The sequence below is a fragment of the Halomonas sp. HMF6819 genome (assembly GCF_044335525.1).
In the GTDB taxonomy this organism is placed as follows: Bacteria; Pseudomonadota; Gammaproteobacteria; order Pseudomonadales; family Halomonadaceae; genus Vreelandella.
In genome coordinates this window covers 214,597-233,121 of the sequence record NZ_JBIQVY010000003.1, presented here as the reverse complement: position 1 = coordinate 233,121, position 18,525 = coordinate 214,597, and the positions used below count along the sequence as shown (strand labels likewise).

Genomic DNA, 18,525 nt, shown 5'->3' with positions numbered 1-18,525 from the left:
TTACAGCATCAATATTCCTGGAAAGATCAGGATCATCAGCAACACAAACAGCTGAATAGCGATGAAAGGCATTACTCCCCTATAGATGTCCAGGGTAGAAACACGCTCACCCACAGCTCCTTTCAAATAGAAGAGCGAGACGCCAAATGGGGGCGTCAAAAAGGAGGTTTGCAGGTTGATGGCAAATACAATGGCGAACCAAACCAATAACGACACGCCGTTGAGGCCATTGGCTAGATCAAGCTGTGTCACGATGGGAACGAAGATAGGCATTAAAATTAGAGAGATTTCCAGCCAGTCCAAAAAGAATCCCAACAGGAAGACCAGTAGCAGGATCAAGAAAAGTACGCTCCAGCTTCCACCTCCCAGTAGCTCCAGGCTACTGCGAATCAAACTATCTCCCCCGACACCTTTGAAAATCAGAGAAAAGCACGTAGCCGTAATCACCAGCATCATGATCATGGCGGTAGAGATGACGGCCTCTCTGGCCGCCGTCATGATGGCCGAACCATCTATCTTGCCCATGACGCCTGCAAAGAGAAGTACCGCTAAAACGCCAACCCCGCTCGCTTCGGTAGGGGTGGCCACGCCGAATACAATGGTTCCAAGAACCGCAGGGATCAGTATTAAAAATGGAAAAAGCGCCAGCGCGTTGCGCCATATACCTTGAGGTTCGAGCGATACCGCTTCACTCTCTTCGGCGGGGAAGGCGTTACGCCCGCTACCCCACCAAGCGAGCCCTAGCGAATAGAGCATGTAAAGCAGCATCAGTAGCGCACTGGGTACCAGCGCTGCTCGAAAAAGGTGACCGACAGGAACACCTACCAGACTAGATAGAATGATCAGCATGACGGAAGGCGGCATTAAAATGGCCAGCGTACCCGACGCCGAAATCAACCCCGAGGCAGAGGGCGCGGAATAACCGGCATCCAGCATGCGGGGCAAAGCGAGCACGGCCAGCAACACCACCGATGCGCCGACGACTCCCGTGGTTGCCGCCATGAGCCCGCCAATGAACAGTACTGTTAATGCCAAATGACCGGGAAGGCGCTGCAGCATGCGCTCACTGACCCTGAAGGCCTCCCGCGCCAACCCGGTTCTTTCCAACAGCAATCCCATTAGAATGAACATGGGAATCGCGATATAAAGCCAATTATTCAACGCATTGGCGTAAACTCGGGTCAGCATCAGATTGGCGAAGGCCAGTGGCAAATCCGAGAATAGAAGAAAAATGGCCGATACACCGCCTAGTACCAGCGCTACCGGATAGCCCGATAAAATACCGATAAAAAGCAGGAGCACCATTGTCAGCGGCATCCACATATCAAGCAGCATGCGACCTCCTACCGGTCATCAAACACCAGGTATGTCGCGCGGTCAGTAATATCAACACGGCCAGGAACAGCGTCATCCCAATGGGGAGTGCCGCCTTGATGATATAAATATCGATCAACCCACCATCGGTTGAGCGCTCGCCCGTCATGTACGCCCGTTCGGCAAAGCGATAAGCTGGCAGCAGCAGCAGTACCAAGAAGGGAATGCCAAAGAAGAGATGACCAATCAAGTCGATGATGAGCCGGCCGCGAGCGGGAAGACGTGCATGCAACACATCGACTCTGACGTGACGGTCAAGCCATAAAACGGGAGCGGCCGCCACCATCATGGCATAGGTAAAGAGCAGTATTTGGAGCCCCATCAACGTGTTGAACGTGATACTCCGCCCTATCAACGTGTAGGAAGCATCAAACTCAAGCAGTTGGGACCACCCCATCAAGTGCATCAGTACGCCAAGGCCAATGACCAGGGCGATCAGCAGTAAACCGATACCGCAGAGGTTAAGAATCTGCTCGCAAAGCCGTGTGCCAAAAGGCTGCATGGCGACGCTCCCTTAGTCAGTTCAAATATCGATAACGAGCCTAGGGCTCTTGGCGCGTGAGCAGCACACGGCAATCTGGTCGTTATCCTCCTTTTCTTCATCGCTGAGAAACTGATCGCGATGGTCCGGAGTCCCCTCGATCACGTCGCAGATACACGTACCGCATACGCCCTCCTCGCAGGATACGTTGACCTTCACACCAGCAGCCTTCAAGGCGTTGGCAATCGACATGCCTTCTTCTACCTGAACGGTCACACCGCTGGCAGCCGCTTCCACCTCGAAGGCTCCCCCTGTGGTGTCGACCTCGGCGGTGAAGAACTCAGAATGTACACAGGCATTGGGCCAATCTGCCTGTTTAGCGGCCTCAATGACCCAGTTCATGAAGCCGGTAGGGCCGCAAACATAAAGATGGGTATCGCTGGGCTGAGCGGCCAAGACCTCGTCAATATTCAGGCGCTGACGGGCATCGCCGTCATCAAAGTGCAGCACTACGGCATCGCCGAATGCACTCTGAAGTTCGTCAATGAAAGCGGCTCTTTCTCGCGACCGGGCGCAGTAATGGAGCTCGAAAGAGCGCCCTGTCGCCTGTAGCTCATACGCCATGGCAATCATTGGCGTCACCCCAATACCACCGCCGGCCAGCAGCGTATGGGCCGAGGCCGCCAGCGGGAACAGGTTACGCGGTGCGCTCACCTTGAGTTCGACGCCCTCGTGAAGTGTCTCGTGTACTGCTTGGGAACCACCGCGAGAGTCAGGGTCGAGCAACACGCCCAAGCGGTAACGATGCCGCTCGCTAGGGTGGTTGCTCAACGAGTACTGGCGAATCAGCCCTTCGCCGAGATGAATATCAACATGGGCTCCCGCCTCGAAAGGAGGCAGCTCACTTCCATCCACGGCGACAAGGTCGATCACCGCGATGTCGCTGGACTGAATTTCTCGGCGATCGATGCGTAGTGTCAAAAGGTCATTTTGCATGTTCATCTCCCGTTGCTCAGCGCATGTAAATGCCGCCGTTGGCATCCCAGCAAGCACCGTTAACAAAGGCCGCTTGGGGGCTCGCCAAAAAAGCGACCATTTGGGCCACCAGCTCAGGAGCACCCAACTGCCCTACCGGAATGTTGGCAAGCGCCTTGTCCAGATTGTCACCCAACACGTCATGGACCATGGGCGTATCCAGCGGCCCCGGCGCAATGGCGTTGCACGTCACGCCATCCTTGGCGAGATCGCGCGCAAAAATCTTGGTGAGCGTCAGAATGGCGCCCTTGGATGCGGCGTAATGTGCACCGGTCGCGGTGCCGCCATTCTGACCCGCGAGCGATGCGAGATTGATAAGGCGACCGTAGCCGTTTTTCTTGAAGTGGCGCCCGAAGACCTGACACCCCGCAAAAGTACCGCCGGCGTTGGTCGCCATGACCGAGTTGAAATCTGACGGGGAGATATCGAGTACCCCTTGCACGGCCGTGCGCGCGGCGTTGTTAACCAGCACTTCGCAGCTACCGAATCGTGCAACGACCTTATCCAGCACCGATTGGAAGTCTTCCGGCTTATCGACATCCAGCGTGGCAGTCACGGCGGTTTCCCCCGCCAGATCCAGCTCGGTGGCGAGCGCTTCAGCAGGAGTGGGGTCAATATCGGTGATCACGACGCGAAACCCGGCGCGATGGAGCTCGCGCACGATGTGAACGCCGAGACCGCGAGCGCCCCCTGTCACGACGGCGGTTTGAAGCTTGTCGGGTAGTGGTGTAGCCATCAGAATAAATAGCTGAACGAATTCAGCACTCCGTCCGAGTTGAGCAAGCGAACCACTTTCTCCTCGAGCGTGAAGCCTGAGTCAGTGATGGTCAGGGTGTAACGCACGTTGGCGGCCCAAAGGCGTTGACGGCCGAATTTGTCTTCTACCAGATGCTGGGCGCAGGAGACCGTAACCGTTTGACCGTCGACCGCTTCGATTACAAAGCGCGACAACGTCCGCACGGTAACCGCAGGCGGTGCCGATGAAATCGAGAAGCCATCCTGGAACCGCTTGATACGGTCGCGCCGCATTTTATCGTCGTCGTAACAGAGGTTGAGGACGTCGGCGTAGTTCTCGGCTTCCTCGATAGGAATGATGTAGAGCCCCTTGGGCTGCCATAGCGCCAGCCAAGCGTCATACTCTTTTGCATCGAGCATGGCCGCTTCGTTCCACAGAAACTGCGTGACTCGCCATAGCAAATTGTCGTGTTCGGCATTGTTCATGTCTTACTCCTGCATCATCCGTTTCCACATGCCATAAGCGGCGCGCATGCCCGTCTCATCCGATACATGACCACGCGGTCCGGCCTCACCCTGCTCTTCTTTCTCAATCCCGCGGTTTACCAGGATCGGCAGTTCGGTGCCGCCCTCGACGCCGCGCTGAATGCGCTCCCAAACCTCCGCATCGTCGGGAGAGCCGAAGCCCATGGGCCCCTGGAAGTGCTCGTGCAAACGCAGGCGTAGACGGTTGGCCGCGTCGGGCCCCCCCTCCATACCCAAGGCAATATGGCGGATATCGGTCTTGTCCACGGCAACCGGCGTTAACACTCGGAAAAACGCCATCGAGCACGCCACATTGGGAAAGAGATTGAGGTTGAAGCCAGAACCGCCGACTGCCCTGACGATGCGGCGGACCTGGTCGTCCGGGTAGCCCTCGGCGCGCAGCTCGTCAGCCAGTTCCTCGAAGCGCTCCGGGATCTTGCGCTCCAGATCCGCCTCAAGGTCAACCAGTTCGGGGATCATGACCATCACGGAGTGCCCGTTGCCTAAATCTTCCACAAACCCCTCACCGTCTAGAAAGGTGAATGTGTCTTCGGCTTCGGCATCGAGCGACTGCAAAAAGGATTTGTGTACGATGGGAAAGTGATAGGCATCGGTGGTGTTCTCGAGCTGTACTTTCCAGTTCATGGGGACCGAGAACTGGTGCTCACCCATGGTTTTCACCGGATAGCCGCCACCTTGCTTCATGAAAAGATCGATCCACTTTTTGGCAGCACCGAGAAACTCCTCGAGCGGCTCGATATCATCGTTGAAGGTGGCGAAGATCATGCCGTTATAGGTCTCGGTGCGTAGGGAGAAGAGACTATGCTGAGCCTTGTCAAACGCCTCTCCGTACTGTTCGGGGTGTGGAATGGCCCGCAGACTGCCATCAAGCCCGTATCCCCAGCCATGGTAAGGGCACTGGAAAGAGGAGGTCTTTCCTTTGTGGATCTCGCACACCGTGGCGCCTCGATGCCTGCAGCGATTGAGCATTACATGGATGTTCTGCTTACGATCACGCACGACGATGACCGGCTCGCGACCGACGGTAGAGAGCTTGAACGATCCCTTGTCAGGTACTTCGCTCTCGTGGGCGACCCACACCCAGGTCTTGTGAAAGATCTTCTCCTGCTCCTGCTCGAAAAGCACTTCGCTGGTGTACATCGTTGATGCCACCTTGTCGCTCTCGACCAACCGCTCCGGGTCCAAAGTAATATTCTTGATATCAATCAGCTGGTTCACGATCTTCTCCTGATAGCGTTAACTGGCGGCCTTATATGCCAAGCCTGCTCGTTGGAAAGCGACAGTTATTCGGGAACGACCAGTTCGCGACCAATTCGCGCTTCAACGCGAGCGTATTTCCAGAGTTTGTAGGTGCCATCACCGACGGGCGTGGTACGGAAGAAGTTGCAGGCCTCGACGACCGTATCGTAGTCCGGTACATCGGCCATGATGTACGCCGTCCAAGGAGCCGTAGCGGAAGGGCCGACCATGATGCGGTCATCATCCATGATGCCCAGGATAGTGACGCCGGGCAGATTATCGATGCCTTGCATCATCTGACTGAAGGCCTGCCAGACCTGCTTACCTTCGTCGGCGGTGGCATTCATGAAGTTCTGGTTGATACCGATACAGAAAAGTACGCGTTGCATAATGATGTTCTCCGTAATGAGTGGGTCAAAAGTTGGCTACAGATAGCCCGGTAACGGATCGTGTCCGAAGAAAATGGCGCCCGCATTCTTCCAGGTCACCTCGCCCATGAAGGCATGCTGAGTGCATAGTTGAGAGTCACGCAGGATGCGCGATAACGGGTGAGCGTTGTCGGCACCGCTCATTCCGCTGATGCGATAGAGCGATTGGATAGCGTCGGCGCATTCGTGCGTCAGGTGGGTGGTAGATAACCGCAAAAGGTTGACCTGATCGCGATCTGGAACACCGCCTTGCTCGATGGCTTGCCAAGCATCATCCGTGCTCTTATAGAAAAAGTGGCGAGCCGACTGCACCCGGGCTTCCGCCTTGGCAATCGCAATCTGCGCGTACTCGCGCTCGCCAAGGTTAGGCGCCCCGGTGATCGATTTTCGCCCCTTCACCGAATTCCGCACGATATCGAGCGCCTCTCGAGCCATTCCAAGCGTGGTGACCGAGAGCACTTGGGCGGCAAACGAAAGCGATGGATAGCGAAAGAAAGGGCCGTCGATGGTGGGTTTACCTCCCCGAACGAAGGTCCACTCTTCGGGCACTTCGACATTCTCGACCACAAGATCATGACTGCCGGTGCCCACCATTCCGATCATGTTCCAGGTCGGATCGATCTGGACTTGAGAGCGAGGCATTACCGCCATCCGCGGCAGCGCGCCCTGCTCCTCGGGTAGAATGCCCACGCCACAAAGCGATGCGCCCATACAACCGCTGGCAAACTTCCAGCGACCGCTCACCTTGAAGCCGCGCTCGGTACGCTCTGCAGGCTGCGGTGGAAAGATACCCCCGGCAAATACTACATCCGGGCTCTCCCGCCAAACTTCCTCTAGCGTGCTTTCAGGCAAGGCGGCAAGATAGGCGGGGCTCATGCCGAAACTGGCTACCCAGCCAGCCGATCCATCGGCGGTTGAAATCGCTTCAACCATGCGAAGAAATTCCGCCGGGGACTTTTCATCACCACCGAATCGAGCAGGCACCATCGCACGGTAGACGCCAATGGCCTTGAATTGGTCGATGATATCCGAGGGAAGGTGGCGTAGCGCCTCGATCTCCTCACGTCGAGCGCGAATATCACCAAGCAATGCGTCAAAACGGGCCTTGCCTCCCCACTGTTCTTTATCGACGTACTGCGGCATGCTTGTCTCCTTGTTTGAAGGTTGCCTCCAGTGGCATTCCCTGTTGCATCAGTTGCCAGCCGGCACGACATACACCCGCATCGTCACCGCCACGCCCTATCACCTGCATGGAAACGGGAAGCCCCTGATACGGCGGCAAAGGAATGGATAAAGCGGGATGGCCAGAGAGGTTGAAAGGACGCACGAAAAGCGAGATGTTCAAATCCTGACGACCTGCCAACGCCTCGCTTGCTTTCATCGGAAAATGCGGTAGGGTCGGCAGAACCAGATAGTCATGACGCATCAACAAGCGGTCGACTTCGGCGGTGAAGGCATGGCGGACTCGCTCGGCTTCGGCAAGCTCTGTATCAGACGTTGAAGCCGCCGCGTTCAAACGCTTGGCAACATCGTCTCCAATTTTGCCGCTGCCCAGCAGCGCTTCACAGGCAAGATAGGTTTCCCGGTTGATGACCGTCATGGCCGCATGAAAGGCTTCGGCCATCAGCGGTAAGGCCACGCTCTCTTGCTTGGCCTCGGCTTGGTCGAGCTGCTGCCCAAGCCCATTCAGAATGGACGATTCGGCATCGACGTCTATAACCCCCAACGAGCCTAACTCCCCGGCTGGCGCCACCGAGAAGGTGGGATCTACCGCCGCCATGAAGTCGATCAAATCCTGCAAATTTGCCGTCAAGGGGCCAACACAGTCGAGGCTGCTCACCGCGGGCATGATGCCTTCCCGACTCAGACGACCGAAAGTAGGTTTCAGACCGTAAACGCCGCAGCAGGCCGCGGGTACGCGAATGGAGCCACCGGTGTCGGTGCCGATACCGATATCGGCCAGTCCTGCCGCAACGGCGGCCGCCGAGCCACTGGAAGAACCACCGGTAACCAAATCCGGATAACCGGGGTTTTCCGGTGTGCCTGTCCAAGCGTTCACTCCGGTCATGCCAAATGCCAGCTCGTGCAAATTGGCTTTACCGACAATGTGGTAGCCCGCCTGAAGGGTGCGTGCAACGATATCCGCATGTCGGGATGCCGGCGCGATCTCGGCCAGCGCCGCCGAAGCAGCCATCGTAGGCAATCCCTCAATATCGATCGTATCCTTGACGACAACGCGTTTACCGCCTTGCCCCAAATCTACGGCTGAAGTAATTACTGTCATGTTAGATCGCCTCTGTAGACATATCACATGAAAATTCAAGTATCTAAACCGACTTACCAAGCCGTTTTTAGTGACTGCCAGTCTCACCCTTAATAAACGTTAAAGGATGAACAGTACCAACTGAGGAACGGCCAGCAATAAAGCAATACACAGGATATAAGGCGGTAGAAAGTACCCGACACCGCGGAAGGTTTCGCCCATGCGTAACTCGTCGTCCAAGCTTTTAACAATAAAGGCATTCACGCCCACTGGCGGCGTAATCGCTCCCATACTGGTCACGATGCACACCACAACGCCGAACCAGATCGGGTCATATCCAAGTGCCATCGCCACTGGAAAAAAGATGGGAATCGATATAATCAAAAATCCCATCGCATCCATCAGAGCGCCGCCGATAATGTAGATAAGCAGAATAAAGGCCATAACTAATATGGCAGGTAAAGGTAGTGCGGCAGCCCACTCACCGACCATGTAGGGCAGTCGAGTGATGGTCAAAAAGCGACCAAAAATCACCGCACCCGCGATCAGCATCAAAATCATGGCGGAGGATTTCAATGCGTTGGCCACGGCCTCCTGAAGAACGGTCCAGCTCAGTTTACCCTGCACTAAGGTGATCAGCATGGCACCGACGCAGCCAACCGCCGCCGCCTCCGTCGAGGTAAACCATCCAGCAAAGAGCCCGCCCAGCACCAGCATGAACAGTACGGCGACCTCGATGACCCCCTTTAATGAGCGCCACCGCACGGACCAGGAAGAACGGCTTCCCTGAGGTCCCATGTGAGGTTTCAAGCGACAGATTAGTACGATCATGGCAATGAACAGCACTACCAGAATGAGCCCTGGTACGATGCTGGCGAGAAAGAGATCGCGGATAGCAAGCTCAGCCTGCAAGGCAATGACGATGAGTACTGAGCTCGGCGGGATAATGACGCCAAGTGTGCCGCCTGCCGCCACGCTTCCGGCACTCAACGCGCGGTTATAACCGAACTTTTTCATCTCCGGTAGCGCGATGGTGCCGACCGTGGCGGCTGTTGCCGTGTTCGAACCACTGACGGCCGCAAACCCGGCACTACTCAAGATCGTGGTAGTTGCCATGGAGCCGCGCAAGTGGCCAATCCAGGCATAGGCCGAGGCAAATATTTTCTCCGTAATTCCTGAGCGAAATAGTAGCTCACCCATAAAAATAAACAGGGGAATGACACTTAAAGAGTAGCTTGACAGCTGCTCCCATATTCCCGAGCTAATAACATTATAAGCCGCAATAGGGCTTGTCATATACAGCATGCCAAAAAAGCCCACTAAGAACATGGCAAAGCTGATAGGCATTCTTAAAAGAATGAGCAAAAACAGACAAAGTATTCCTATCAGGGCTACCATCGTCATACTCATTGCGTTATCACCTTTTTAAAACTGCTTATAAAGTCAGCGAACAGCACAAGGCAGAAGGCTGAAAAACCCAACGCGACCAGATATACAAAGGGATAGATAGCCACGCGCAGCGTTTGTGACAAAGAGCCCCGCTGCATGGCATTAACTCCATACTCCCATAACTTCCAAGCCACGACGGTAAAGAAAAGAAAGCTAGTCAGTGCCACCACTACGGTTAAAATGGCTTGAACACGTAGCGGAAAGTGAGCAACAAGTAGGTCCAGCTCTACATGCGCTTTCACACGTTGGGAATAGGCCAAAGAGAGTGCGACGACGATAGCGGTTAACCATCCCACTACCTCTGTAGTCCCACCGAAAGAGGCACTAATTTGGCGCATGACGATATTGCCTACAACGATAAATACCATCATCAACAGTGCCGCACCGGCGATATAAAGCAGCAACAAACTAACCAACCGATTTACCCTATCCATATGCGAGCCTCCTCGAATAATCAATAAACACGTGCCGAGCCGTCGCGGAATGCATTAGCTGCACCATTATTGATATTCGTTGATTAGCTCAAGGTAACGATCATATAGCTCGAATGCCGGAAGCCCCTTAGACGCCACATCGTTCAACTTGTCCTCGTTCAGAGGCTGCAATAGATCAGACCAGCGCTGCGCTTCACTATCCTCGAGTGTCAGTTGCTCGACATCATATTTGTCTGCCGCCCAAGCGAGCGACTCCTGAATATGCTCATCCAGATAGCCACCCGCGAAGGAAGCCATTTCCGCCCCCAAAGCATCGATTTCCTGCTTTACATTATCGGGCAAGGAATCCCAACGCTGTTGATTCATGACAGCGACGAAGACGACATTGGTGAGAGGGTAATCGGTAACATAGCTAACGTTACGTGCATACTGCAGATCCATTAGGGTTTCGCGAGAACCCACGTAGCCGCTCACGATACCAGCCTGAAGCGCCTCACCCGTTTCAGACTGCGTCAGCCCCACGGGTATTCCACCCAGTGCTTGAACAACTGCTGTACTATCTCCCGGAACGCGTATCTCTTGTGCTTCGAACTGTTCAAGCGATGTCACTGGTGCCTGAGTATGCAAATAGCCAGGTTCGGACGTGAACGCCGTTATAACCTTGAACCCCTCAAGCCCTGTTTCTTCGGCCGGAAATTCACCGATCAGATCAAAGAGTGCTTGGCTCGCCACGCGTGAATTAACCTCAATACCCGTTATACTGCCAACGAGGTTAATGAGCGGAAAACGACCGGGCTCATAGGAAGTCGCTGAAAGTCCGATATCGACGACACCATTCAAAACACCGTCGTACATGTTTGAAGCACTAAGCAGCGTCCCACCCGGAAACGTATTGACCGAAACTTGCCCATCGGTTCGCTCGTTGAGAAGCGTGGCCCAACGTTCCATTTGCACAGCCGGGAATGTCTGCGCTGGCGCGAAAAACGCATAGTTTAAGTTTATTTCTTCAGCAATAGTGCAAGCGCTAAACAATAGCCCAGCGCACCCCACTCCTACTCGTAGCTTCCACTGCTGGCTATATGTTTTTTTGAGTAGTTGAAGCGGCTTATTTATCATAGGTCACGACCTCTATTTTATTTTTTTACTGGATATACATGTAACATCAAGCAAAAAAACATTCAACATCACATGAAAAATAAAGTAAATGCTAAGCGTTTTATTGCAAAATCAAGACCAAATTCAAAAATCATCGATAAATCATAAGTTTATTATTAAATGCAAAGAGATTCATTTTTGGAAAAATGGTTTTTTTAACCCTTTTCGCTCATCAGATGCACCAAATAGAGTCATGGGCGAGCTGGATGCACCTTTCTGAAGATGCTTTTATCAAACAATTCTATTTTTTAGCTTTTATTATATGACGCTAAAAACAAGGGGTATCAACGTATAAAGTGCCCCAATAATCAACAGTAAGCCAATTACATTTAACCAAACACCCGCTCGAATCATGTTTTTAATCGGCAAATCCCCCGTCGCAAACGCAACCGCGTTAGAGGGTGTCGCGACCGGCAGCATAAAAGCACAGCTCACTGCAAAGGTGACGACTATCGTCATCAAAAATGGATCAATGCCCAGCCCCGTGGCAATCGCACCCATAATGGGGAAAAAAGCAGCTGCGGTAGCGGTATTACTGGTCAGCTCGGTTAACAAAATAATGACCAGAGCCGTTATCGAAAGAATTAAAATCGGCGGCAAGCCAGCGAGTCCGGAAACGCTCTCGCCAATCCAAACGCTTAGCCCCGTTGCGGTGAATTGAGCAGAAAGCGTCAAACCACCGCCAAACAGAATCAGAACGCCCCAAGGCACATCGCGCGTTGCCGACCACTCTAATAGCGCCCCTTGGCCTTTGGTGGCCGGGATGATGAACATCAGTAATGCCGCCAGAATGGCAATGCTGGTGTCATTGATATTGGCAAGCCACGGCAGCGCTGATTGCACGACTGCAAGCTTGCCGAGTAGTGGAACAAAAACCCAGAAAAACACCGCCCCGGCGAATACCATCAGCACGCGCTTTTCTTCCACAGAAAGCCGACCCATCTCCTTAAGCTGGGCCTCGATCATAGCCCGCCCGCCCTGAATGTCCTCGACTTCAGCGCGAAACACTAGCTTGGTGAGTACAAACCAGGCGGCGATCAACATGGCTGTCGAGAAAGGCACACCCAGCAGCATCCAGTGCCCGAATCCAATACTGACTCCGTGAGTATCTTCCATATAGGCACGCATTAGTGCCATGGGCGGTTGGCCGATCAATGTTGCCATCGATCCAATGGTGATGGCGTAGGCGATCCCCAACAACACGGCGGCGGAGAATTTAGGCGTATCGTCGCCATTGCCCAACGATTTAACCAGCGCAATGATCGAGCCACCGATCGGCACCATGATCACCGCAGTAGCGGTGTTGCTCACCCACATGGTGATAAACCAGCTGGCGAACATCAGTCCAAAGACAATTTGCGCAGGCTTAGTGCCTACAGTGAGCACCGTCAGCAAGGCAAAGCGACGGTGCAGATTCCAGCGCTGTGTCGCGAGACCCAGCAGCACGCCTCCCAACACAAGAAACACAATGCTATGCGCGTAGGGCGAAGCCGTCGCCGAAATAGAGGCAATGCCAAAGAAAGGGAACAGGACAAGCGGCAAAAGCGATGTCGCTGGAATAGGAATAGCTTCTGTCATCCACCAAACCGCCATCAACATGGCGATGGCCGCGACCAACCGCGCATTGAATGCCAAGGTGTCTGGTAGCAAGAAAAATATGGCTAAACTCACCGCAACACCCAGCAAAAGTGACAGAGGCCTGAAAGGTGAGATATCGGTACTGGAGTCACCGTTGGCCGTTACGTGAGAGTGCGACATGCGAGGTTCCTGATAATTTTCACACTCACAATTGTTGCGCTTGGCTTTCTTGAGAACCAATACCTATCAGGTAGTGTTATATACCCGATTGAGCAAGTTCACGATGAACATCTCAGTATTTGCGTGTTAAAAACATAGTTTAGTTAGAAAAACAGCTAACGAGCATGGCGTTGTCGCAACGATGCCCCCATCAGAACATGTTTCAAAAGAATCGCTGCCAAGTACTATTTACGACTAATGGATTTCAAGACGCCTATAGCGCCTTGTACGGTCGTGTTGACCATCACTATAAACGCGCCTGATTTGTGGTTAACACCATAGGTTTTCCTGGCAAGTGAAATCAGCATGCCATACCCAAGCGAACGCTCAAGCATGACTTAACACTACTCGAGCGACTCATAAAGCAACCCCATATGGGTCTTCGCGATGGTCTTAAGCTCCCCAGGAGCTTGTAACGTAAACCAGTTCGGCCAGTTGCAGATGGATATCGAAGTGCTGCTCCTGTGAGAAAGTGTTCAGCACCCAAGCTATACGAACCATGCGCGATAACGACCGCGACATACTCGACAAGTACAAGGAGACTCCAAAGAAGGCATCAAGGTGAATTCGATTGAGTGCTGGATCGGCTCATGCACCTTTTCAGCAGGCCAAGGACTGTGCTTGAGCCTGCTCGAAGAAATACGCGGACGCCTGCCACAACGCTAGCCTCAGACGGTCGCCACCGGCGTTACTGGTGAGCCGATGGCCCCCGGTAGCCGCAAGGGCGGCGCGGTCAGAAAGAAACGTGTACGCCGGTGCGCGTGCAGCCACTCGGCCAGCGGCCCCAAGTGCCAAAGCTCGGCCAACGGCAGTCCCAACTTGAAGAGGCAGTGGTGGTGCAGCGGCAGCTTGCAGCAGTCAGTCTCGGTTAGTTCATGATCGGCATTTTCGACCGCATAGTTATCGGCGCACAGCGCGGATATCTGGCTATCGCTGATCCATTCGAGCAGCGCCTTGTCTCTGCCGTCCAGTACGGCGCCGGTACGCTTGAGCGTGTCCAGATCTGGTGAGCCGTTCATTTTGACGATTTCTTCGGCGAAGCCCGTGCGCATCACCAGCATATCGCCGGCCTCTACCGTCACGCCCAGCGTTTCCAGTGCATGCATGAGTTCGTGATACCCCACCAGCGTGCGGCCGGGACCGAATACACGCGCCAGGTCCACGAGCACGCCTCGCCCCTGCATGCCGTGCATCGCCATGTTTTCCACCCCGAGGCGCTTGGCTCGGGATGGGCTCTCCATATCCTCGGCGTTACCAGGGCCCTGTATATGCTCTTCGGCACGATAGCCGTTGTAGTAGCACCGCTCGGCTTTGCCATCGCCGTTGGCGTCGAATAGGGCCCCTACGTGTGCCAGCGAATCCCACTGGGAGGAGTACTGAAGCGACAGCAGCACCGCATCGTCGCTGATGACATCGACAAGGCCCGGGCGAAGGTTGGAAAGTGCAAAGTTGAGATACTGATCCTCCCCTAGCCGAGTGGGTGACAGCCTAGGCGGGAAGCGACGAGGATTCAGCGCACGTCCTCCGGGAAGGTCCAGCGGTAATGAGAGCGTGAACACGTTTCCGGTTACGATCTCCCTGGCGCCCTTCAGTACCTGCTCCGCGGTAAGCAGATTGGCCCGGCCCAATTCATCGTCAGGCCCGAAATCGCCCCAGTTGGAGCCTTCGGGGCGCTGTTGCCAGCGCGCCGTCGATTCAGACATTTTCATTGCCTTCGCCCCCTTTCTGTTCCATGGCCAATGAGATCACACGCTCCAGCGCTTCACGCGTCGTTTGCCGGGTACCCGCCTGATCCCACTCGTAAAAACCACGTCCCGCCTTGATGCCTAGCCATCCCTTCGCTACGTGCTCTTCCAGCAGCCGGGACGGGGTATGGGTATCTTCCAGATCTTCGTAGAGATAGCGGGCAATATTTAAATGCGTATCGAGCCCGTTCAGATCACGCTGCATGAGAGGTCCATTGAGCGCCAAACGAACGCCGATGGAGAACTGGACGATCTCGTCCAGCGCCTTCGCGTCCACCACTCCCTTTTCCAGCAGGGAAAGACACTCACGCATGATGGCGTGCTGAATACGGTTGGCCACAAAGCCGGGAACGCTTTGCTTGAGCACCGCCGGGCGCTTACCGATGCGTGTCAGAAAATCACAGGTCCGGTGGATCGCAGACGATGTAGTGGCGGCGCCGGGAATGACCTCCACGGCGGGGATCAGATCCGCCGGATTGAAGAAATGCGCCCCGGCCAGCCTCTCGGGGTGACGCATGTCCTGGCCAATCGCGTCGATCGAAAGCCCCGAGGTGTTAGTGACGATCAGCGTACCGGTACCACAGTTCGCTTCGGCCTCGGCAATCACCACACGCTTGATCGCCAGATTTTCCGTCACGCTCTCGATTACAATGGTGTCATTGCCCTCTCGGGACCAGCCCGTCTGTACCTCGAGCTTGCCTACTGGCGTGGCAGCATCGGAAAACGCCAGGTCGATTGCCTGGCGACAACGCTCGAGAGCGGCGTGATGAGTGTCGATCATCCGTACCGATATACGATGTGCCAGCATCAGCTTGGCAAGCGTCACGCCCATGGTACCGGCGCCCACGATCACTACGCGATCAACCGATTGCGTCATTTCTTCTGCCTCATTGTCGATGTCGTGCAAAGCCTGACCAGCGTCGTCGATGCCGGCCCTTGTCCGCTTTTCATGAACTCGCCGAATCAACCTCACGGCCTGACTGGCGAGCAGCTTGCGACTAACGTCGCATTGTTAGCCCGCTTAATAAGCTCAATCATCATCACCATGCGAACACAAGTACGCTATACGCACAATTAAAGTATCTCAACACTCGGAGAATCGCCATGCAGGCTATGGCCAACTTCTTTACGCGACTGGTCAGCCGCTATATGCCCGACCCTCTGGTGATTGCCGTCCTCTTGACGGCCGTGACCATCGTGCTTGCCATGCTCGTGGAGGGAACGTCGGTATTCGCCGCTACGCGCTTCTGGGGCGATGGCTTCTGGGGCCTGCTTGCGTTCAGCATGCAGATGACTGTCATTCTGCTGGCGGGCTACATCCTCGCCAAGACACCGCTGGTCGATCGCCTTCTCGATCACATCGCGGGCCTTGTCACCACGCCCTTTGCCGCCATCGTCGTGGCCACCCTGGTCGGCGGGGTCGGCAGCTGGCTCAACTGGGGGTTTGGCTTAGTGATCGGGGGTATCGTGGCTCAAAAACTGGCGGTGAAGGTCAGAGGCCTGCATTACCCTCTGGTTATCGCCGCGGCTTACTCCGGCTTTGCCCTTTATGGCATCGGGCTTTCCGGCAGCGTACCGCTGCTGATCGCCACCGAGGGGCATTTCCTGCAAGACGAGATGGGACTGGTGCCGCTTTCGCAAACCATCTTCTCGCCGATTCTGCTCATTACCAGCGCGCTCATCATAGTGACGCTGCCGCTGTTCAACGCCTGGCTGCACCCTAAGCACCCTGAGGATATCATCGAGATCGACCTTGGTACCGTCGAGAAACCGGCAGCACCGACACTGGGCGACACCCGAGACGCGACGCTTGCCGAACGTCTCAACCATAGCCGGATCGTTGGCATCGGCATCGGTCTGCTGGGTATGCTTTACGTTGTGCTCTACAGCCTGGATGGCGGATCGCTGAATCTCAATACGGTCAACTTCACCTTCGTCTTTCTCGGTATCCTGCTGTTCGCATCACCCGCCCAGTACCTGGCCGCGCTCAACGATGGCGTACGCATCGTATCGGGTATCATCATTCAGTACCCCTTCTACGCTGGCATCATGGGTATTCTGGTGGGCTCGGGGCTGATGGTGAGCTTTGCCAACCTCTTCGTGGATATTTCAAGCGCGACCACCCTGCCCATATGGTCGTTCGTCAGCGGCGGCGTCATCAATATCCTCGCGCCTTCCGGCGGCGGTCAATGGGCGGTGCAGGGCCCAGTCATGATCGAAGCGGCCACCGAGCTTGGCGCGTCCCATGCCGCAACGGCGCTGGCGGTACAGATCGGTGACCAGTGGACCAACATGGTTCAGCCATTCTGGATTCTTCCCGTCCTGGCCATTTCGGGTCTAAAACTGCGCGACGTGATGGGCTACATGGTATTGATCCTCATGTACCTGGGCATCATCTTCGTGGGCGCGGTATGGCTCTGGGGTTATCTGGGCGCCTGATAAACACCGAACGACAGGAGCAGTGACGATGCCCTACATGATCGAAACTTTCGACAAGCCCGGCCAGCATGCGCTGCGCCTCGAGGTGCGTGATGACCACTTGGCCTACCTCGAAACCCACAAGGAACGCCTGCTGGCATGCGGTGCCAAGCTATCCGATGACGGCGCCCACGCTGATGGCGGGCTTTACTTGGTCGACTGCGAAACGCGCGAGCAGGCCCAAGCCCTCATCGACGACGACCCGTTTAGCCAGGCAGGCCTTTTCGAGCGCGTCGTCATCTGTCGCTGGCGTAAGGCCTACCTAAACGGCATTTGTCATCTATAAACCCGGTATAGCCCCAAGACGGAGCCCCCCATGCTATTTCACGTGGAAATGGTGGTAGAACTTCCCAACGACATGCCTTCCAACATGGCCGACGAGATCAAGTCTCGGGAGAAGGCGTATGCCCAGCAGCTCCAAACCCAAGGCAAGTGGCGCCACCTGTGGCGCATAGCGGGCAGCTACGCCAACGTCAGTATCTTTGACGTGGAAAGCAACGCAGAACTGCACGAGCTGCTGTCCGGACTACCGCTTTTCCCTTACATGGCCATCACGGTGAGGCCGCTGTGCCGCCACCCCTCCTCTATCCGGGAAGATGATCGCTAAACGGCGGTCTTGTCTGTTTTTTCACTTACTGATCAGGAGCACTGTATGACGACTCCCTTTGCTGTCGTGACAGGCGGCGCCCGCAATATCGGTCAGGCGATCGCCCTGCGTCTTCAGCAGGATGGCTACCGCGTCATCGTGCTCGATATCGTCGAACCCGACGCCCCGTCGCTGAAGGAGTACGCCTACCAGGTCGACCTTTCAGACGCCAGCGCGACCCAGGAACTTTTGTTGAAGGTGACTCAGGATCTCCCCGTAACCTGCCTGGTGAACAACGTCGGCATTGTGGCACCGGCGCTTTTGGACGATACCGACATCGACGATTTCGACAAGCTGATGCACTTGAACGTGCGCGCGGCGCTGGTCTGTACCAAGGCGCTCTTGCCCAAGCTGCGAGAAAGCGGGGAAGGCCGTATCGTCTTCAACGCCAGTCGCGTGGTGCTGGGCAAGGAAGCCAGAACCCTCTACAGCGCCACCAAGGGCGCCGTACAGGCCATGGCACGCACTTGGGCGCTGGAGCTTGCCCAGGATGGCATTACCGTGAACTGCGTCGCACCGGGGCCGATCGCCACCACGGCGTTCTGGGAGAACAACCCGCGTGACTCCGAGCGCGCGCGGCGCATCATCGATAACATTCCCCTACGGCGTATGGGCCAGCCCGAAGAGGTCGCCCAGGCAGTCAGCTTCTTCTGTGACCAGCGCAGCGGCTTCATTACCGGCCAGACACTTTTCGTCTGCGGCGGTGTCACCGTCGGCTAA

At 55.4% G+C, this 18,525-nt stretch carries 19 protein-coding genes; 4 read left to right on the top strand and 15 right to left on the bottom strand.

Going from position 1 to position 18,525, the window contains the following annotated elements; all coding sequences use genetic code 11:
- The 15 genes from ACGLWX_RS11165 to ACGLWX_RS11095 all read right to left on the bottom strand — a co-directional run bounded on the left by ACGLWX_RS11165 (position 1) and on the right by ACGLWX_RS11095 (position 15,558).
- A complete protein-coding gene (locus tag ACGLWX_RS11165; protein WP_252108072.1) occupies positions 1-1,335 on the bottom strand; it encodes a TRAP transporter large permease subunit in 1,335 nt (444 codons plus the stop codon).
- Positions 1,325-1,876, bottom strand: a complete 552-nt coding sequence (locus tag ACGLWX_RS11160) for a TRAP transporter small permease subunit (protein ID WP_396239744.1) — start codon at positions 1,874-1,876, stop codon at positions 1,325-1,327. The genes ACGLWX_RS11165 and ACGLWX_RS11160 overlap by 11 nt, the downstream gene beginning before the upstream one ends.
- A gap of 21 nt (positions 1,877-1,897) precedes the next feature.
- Positions 1,898-2,851 (bottom strand): PDR/VanB family oxidoreductase, encoded by a 954-nt coding sequence (locus ACGLWX_RS11155; RefSeq protein ID WP_396239742.1) that lies wholly within the window; start codon positions 2,849-2,851, stop codon positions 1,898-1,900.
- 16 nt (positions 2,852-2,867) lie between these two features.
- Positions 2,868-3,626, bottom strand: a complete 759-nt coding sequence (locus tag ACGLWX_RS11150; RefSeq protein WP_252108069.1) for an SDR family NAD(P)-dependent oxidoreductase — start codon at positions 3,624-3,626, stop codon at positions 2,868-2,870.
- On the bottom strand, positions 3,626-4,111 hold the full coding sequence (locus ACGLWX_RS11145; RefSeq protein ID WP_252108068.1) for an aromatic-ring-hydroxylating dioxygenase subunit beta: 486 nt from the start codon (positions 4,109-4,111) through the stop codon (positions 3,626-3,628). The genes ACGLWX_RS11150 and ACGLWX_RS11145 overlap by 1 nt, the downstream gene beginning before the upstream one ends.
- Before the next feature lie 3 nt (positions 4,112-4,114).
- Entirely contained in the window at positions 4,115-5,389 is a 1,275-nt protein-coding gene (locus ACGLWX_RS11140) for a Rieske 2Fe-2S domain-containing protein (RefSeq protein WP_396239740.1), read from the bottom strand.
- Between the two features lie 65 nt (positions 5,390-5,454).
- Entirely contained in the window at positions 5,455-5,799 is a 345-nt protein-coding gene (locus tag ACGLWX_RS11135; RefSeq protein ID WP_252108066.1) for an IacB protein, read from the bottom strand.
- Between the two features lie 36 nt (positions 5,800-5,835).
- Complete coding sequence (locus tag ACGLWX_RS11130) at positions 5,836-6,981, bottom strand: acyl-CoA dehydrogenase family protein (RefSeq protein WP_252108065.1); 1,146 nt, start codon at positions 6,979-6,981, stop codon at positions 5,836-5,838.
- Positions 6,962-8,122 (bottom strand): amidase, encoded by a 1,161-nt coding sequence (locus tag ACGLWX_RS11125; RefSeq protein WP_396239738.1) that lies wholly within the window; start codon positions 8,120-8,122, stop codon positions 6,962-6,964. Before ACGLWX_RS11125 ends, ACGLWX_RS11130 begins: the two co-directional genes overlap by 20 nt.
- Positions 8,123-8,221: 99 nt before the next feature.
- Positions 8,222-9,511: a TRAP transporter large permease gene (locus tag ACGLWX_RS11120; RefSeq protein ID WP_252108063.1), complete on the bottom strand. Its 1,290-nt coding sequence runs from the start codon at positions 9,509-9,511 to the stop codon at positions 8,222-8,224.
- On the bottom strand, positions 9,508-9,984 hold the full coding sequence (locus tag ACGLWX_RS11115) for a TRAP transporter small permease (protein WP_396239736.1): 477 nt from the start codon (positions 9,982-9,984) through the stop codon (positions 9,508-9,510). Before ACGLWX_RS11115 ends, ACGLWX_RS11120 begins: the two co-directional genes overlap by 4 nt.
- 66 nt (positions 9,985-10,050) lie before the next feature.
- Positions 10,051-11,100, bottom strand: coding sequence for a TRAP transporter substrate-binding protein (locus ACGLWX_RS11110; RefSeq protein ID WP_396239734.1), 1,050 nt, complete (start codon positions 11,098-11,100; stop codon positions 10,051-10,053).
- Between the two features lie 297 nt (positions 11,101-11,397).
- Entirely contained in the window at positions 11,398-12,897 is a 1,500-nt protein-coding gene (locus tag ACGLWX_RS11105; RefSeq protein WP_252108060.1) for a DASS family sodium-coupled anion symporter, read from the bottom strand.
- A gap of 707 nt (positions 12,898-13,604) precedes the next feature.
- Positions 13,605-14,639, bottom strand: a complete 1,035-nt coding sequence (locus tag ACGLWX_RS11100) for a cyclase family protein (RefSeq protein ID WP_396239732.1) — start codon at positions 14,637-14,639, stop codon at positions 13,605-13,607.
- Positions 14,632-15,558 carry a 3-hydroxyacyl-CoA dehydrogenase NAD-binding domain-containing protein gene (locus tag ACGLWX_RS11095; RefSeq protein ID WP_396239730.1) on the bottom strand — a complete coding sequence of 309 codons (927 nt, stop codon included), beginning with the start codon at positions 15,556-15,558 and terminating at the stop codon, positions 14,632-14,634. Before ACGLWX_RS11095 ends, ACGLWX_RS11100 begins: the two co-directional genes overlap by 8 nt.
- Positions 15,559-15,785: 227 nt before the next feature.
- Between ACGLWX_RS11095 and ACGLWX_RS11090 the strand changes: the two genes are divergently transcribed.
- Genes ACGLWX_RS11090 through ACGLWX_RS11075 form a run of 4 tightly spaced genes read left to right on the top strand, consistent with a single transcriptional unit; the run spans position 15,786 to position 18,525 of the window.
- Entirely contained in the window at positions 15,786-17,120 is a 1,335-nt protein-coding gene (locus ACGLWX_RS11090; RefSeq protein ID WP_396239728.1) for a short-chain fatty acid transporter, read from the top strand.
- Between the two features lie 28 nt (positions 17,121-17,148).
- Positions 17,149-17,445 carry a YciI family protein gene (locus tag ACGLWX_RS11085; protein ID WP_396239726.1) on the top strand — a complete coding sequence of 99 codons (297 nt, stop codon included), beginning with the start codon at positions 17,149-17,151 and terminating at the stop codon, positions 17,443-17,445.
- A 30-nt stretch (positions 17,446-17,475) separates the two neighbouring features.
- Positions 17,476-17,766, top strand: coding sequence for a muconolactone Delta-isomerase (gene catC, locus ACGLWX_RS11080; protein WP_252108055.1), 291 nt, complete (start codon positions 17,476-17,478; stop codon positions 17,764-17,766).
- 45 nt (positions 17,767-17,811) lie between these two features.
- Complete coding sequence (locus tag ACGLWX_RS11075) at positions 17,812-18,525, top strand: SDR family NAD(P)-dependent oxidoreductase (RefSeq protein ID WP_252108054.1); 714 nt, start codon at positions 17,812-17,814, stop codon at positions 18,523-18,525.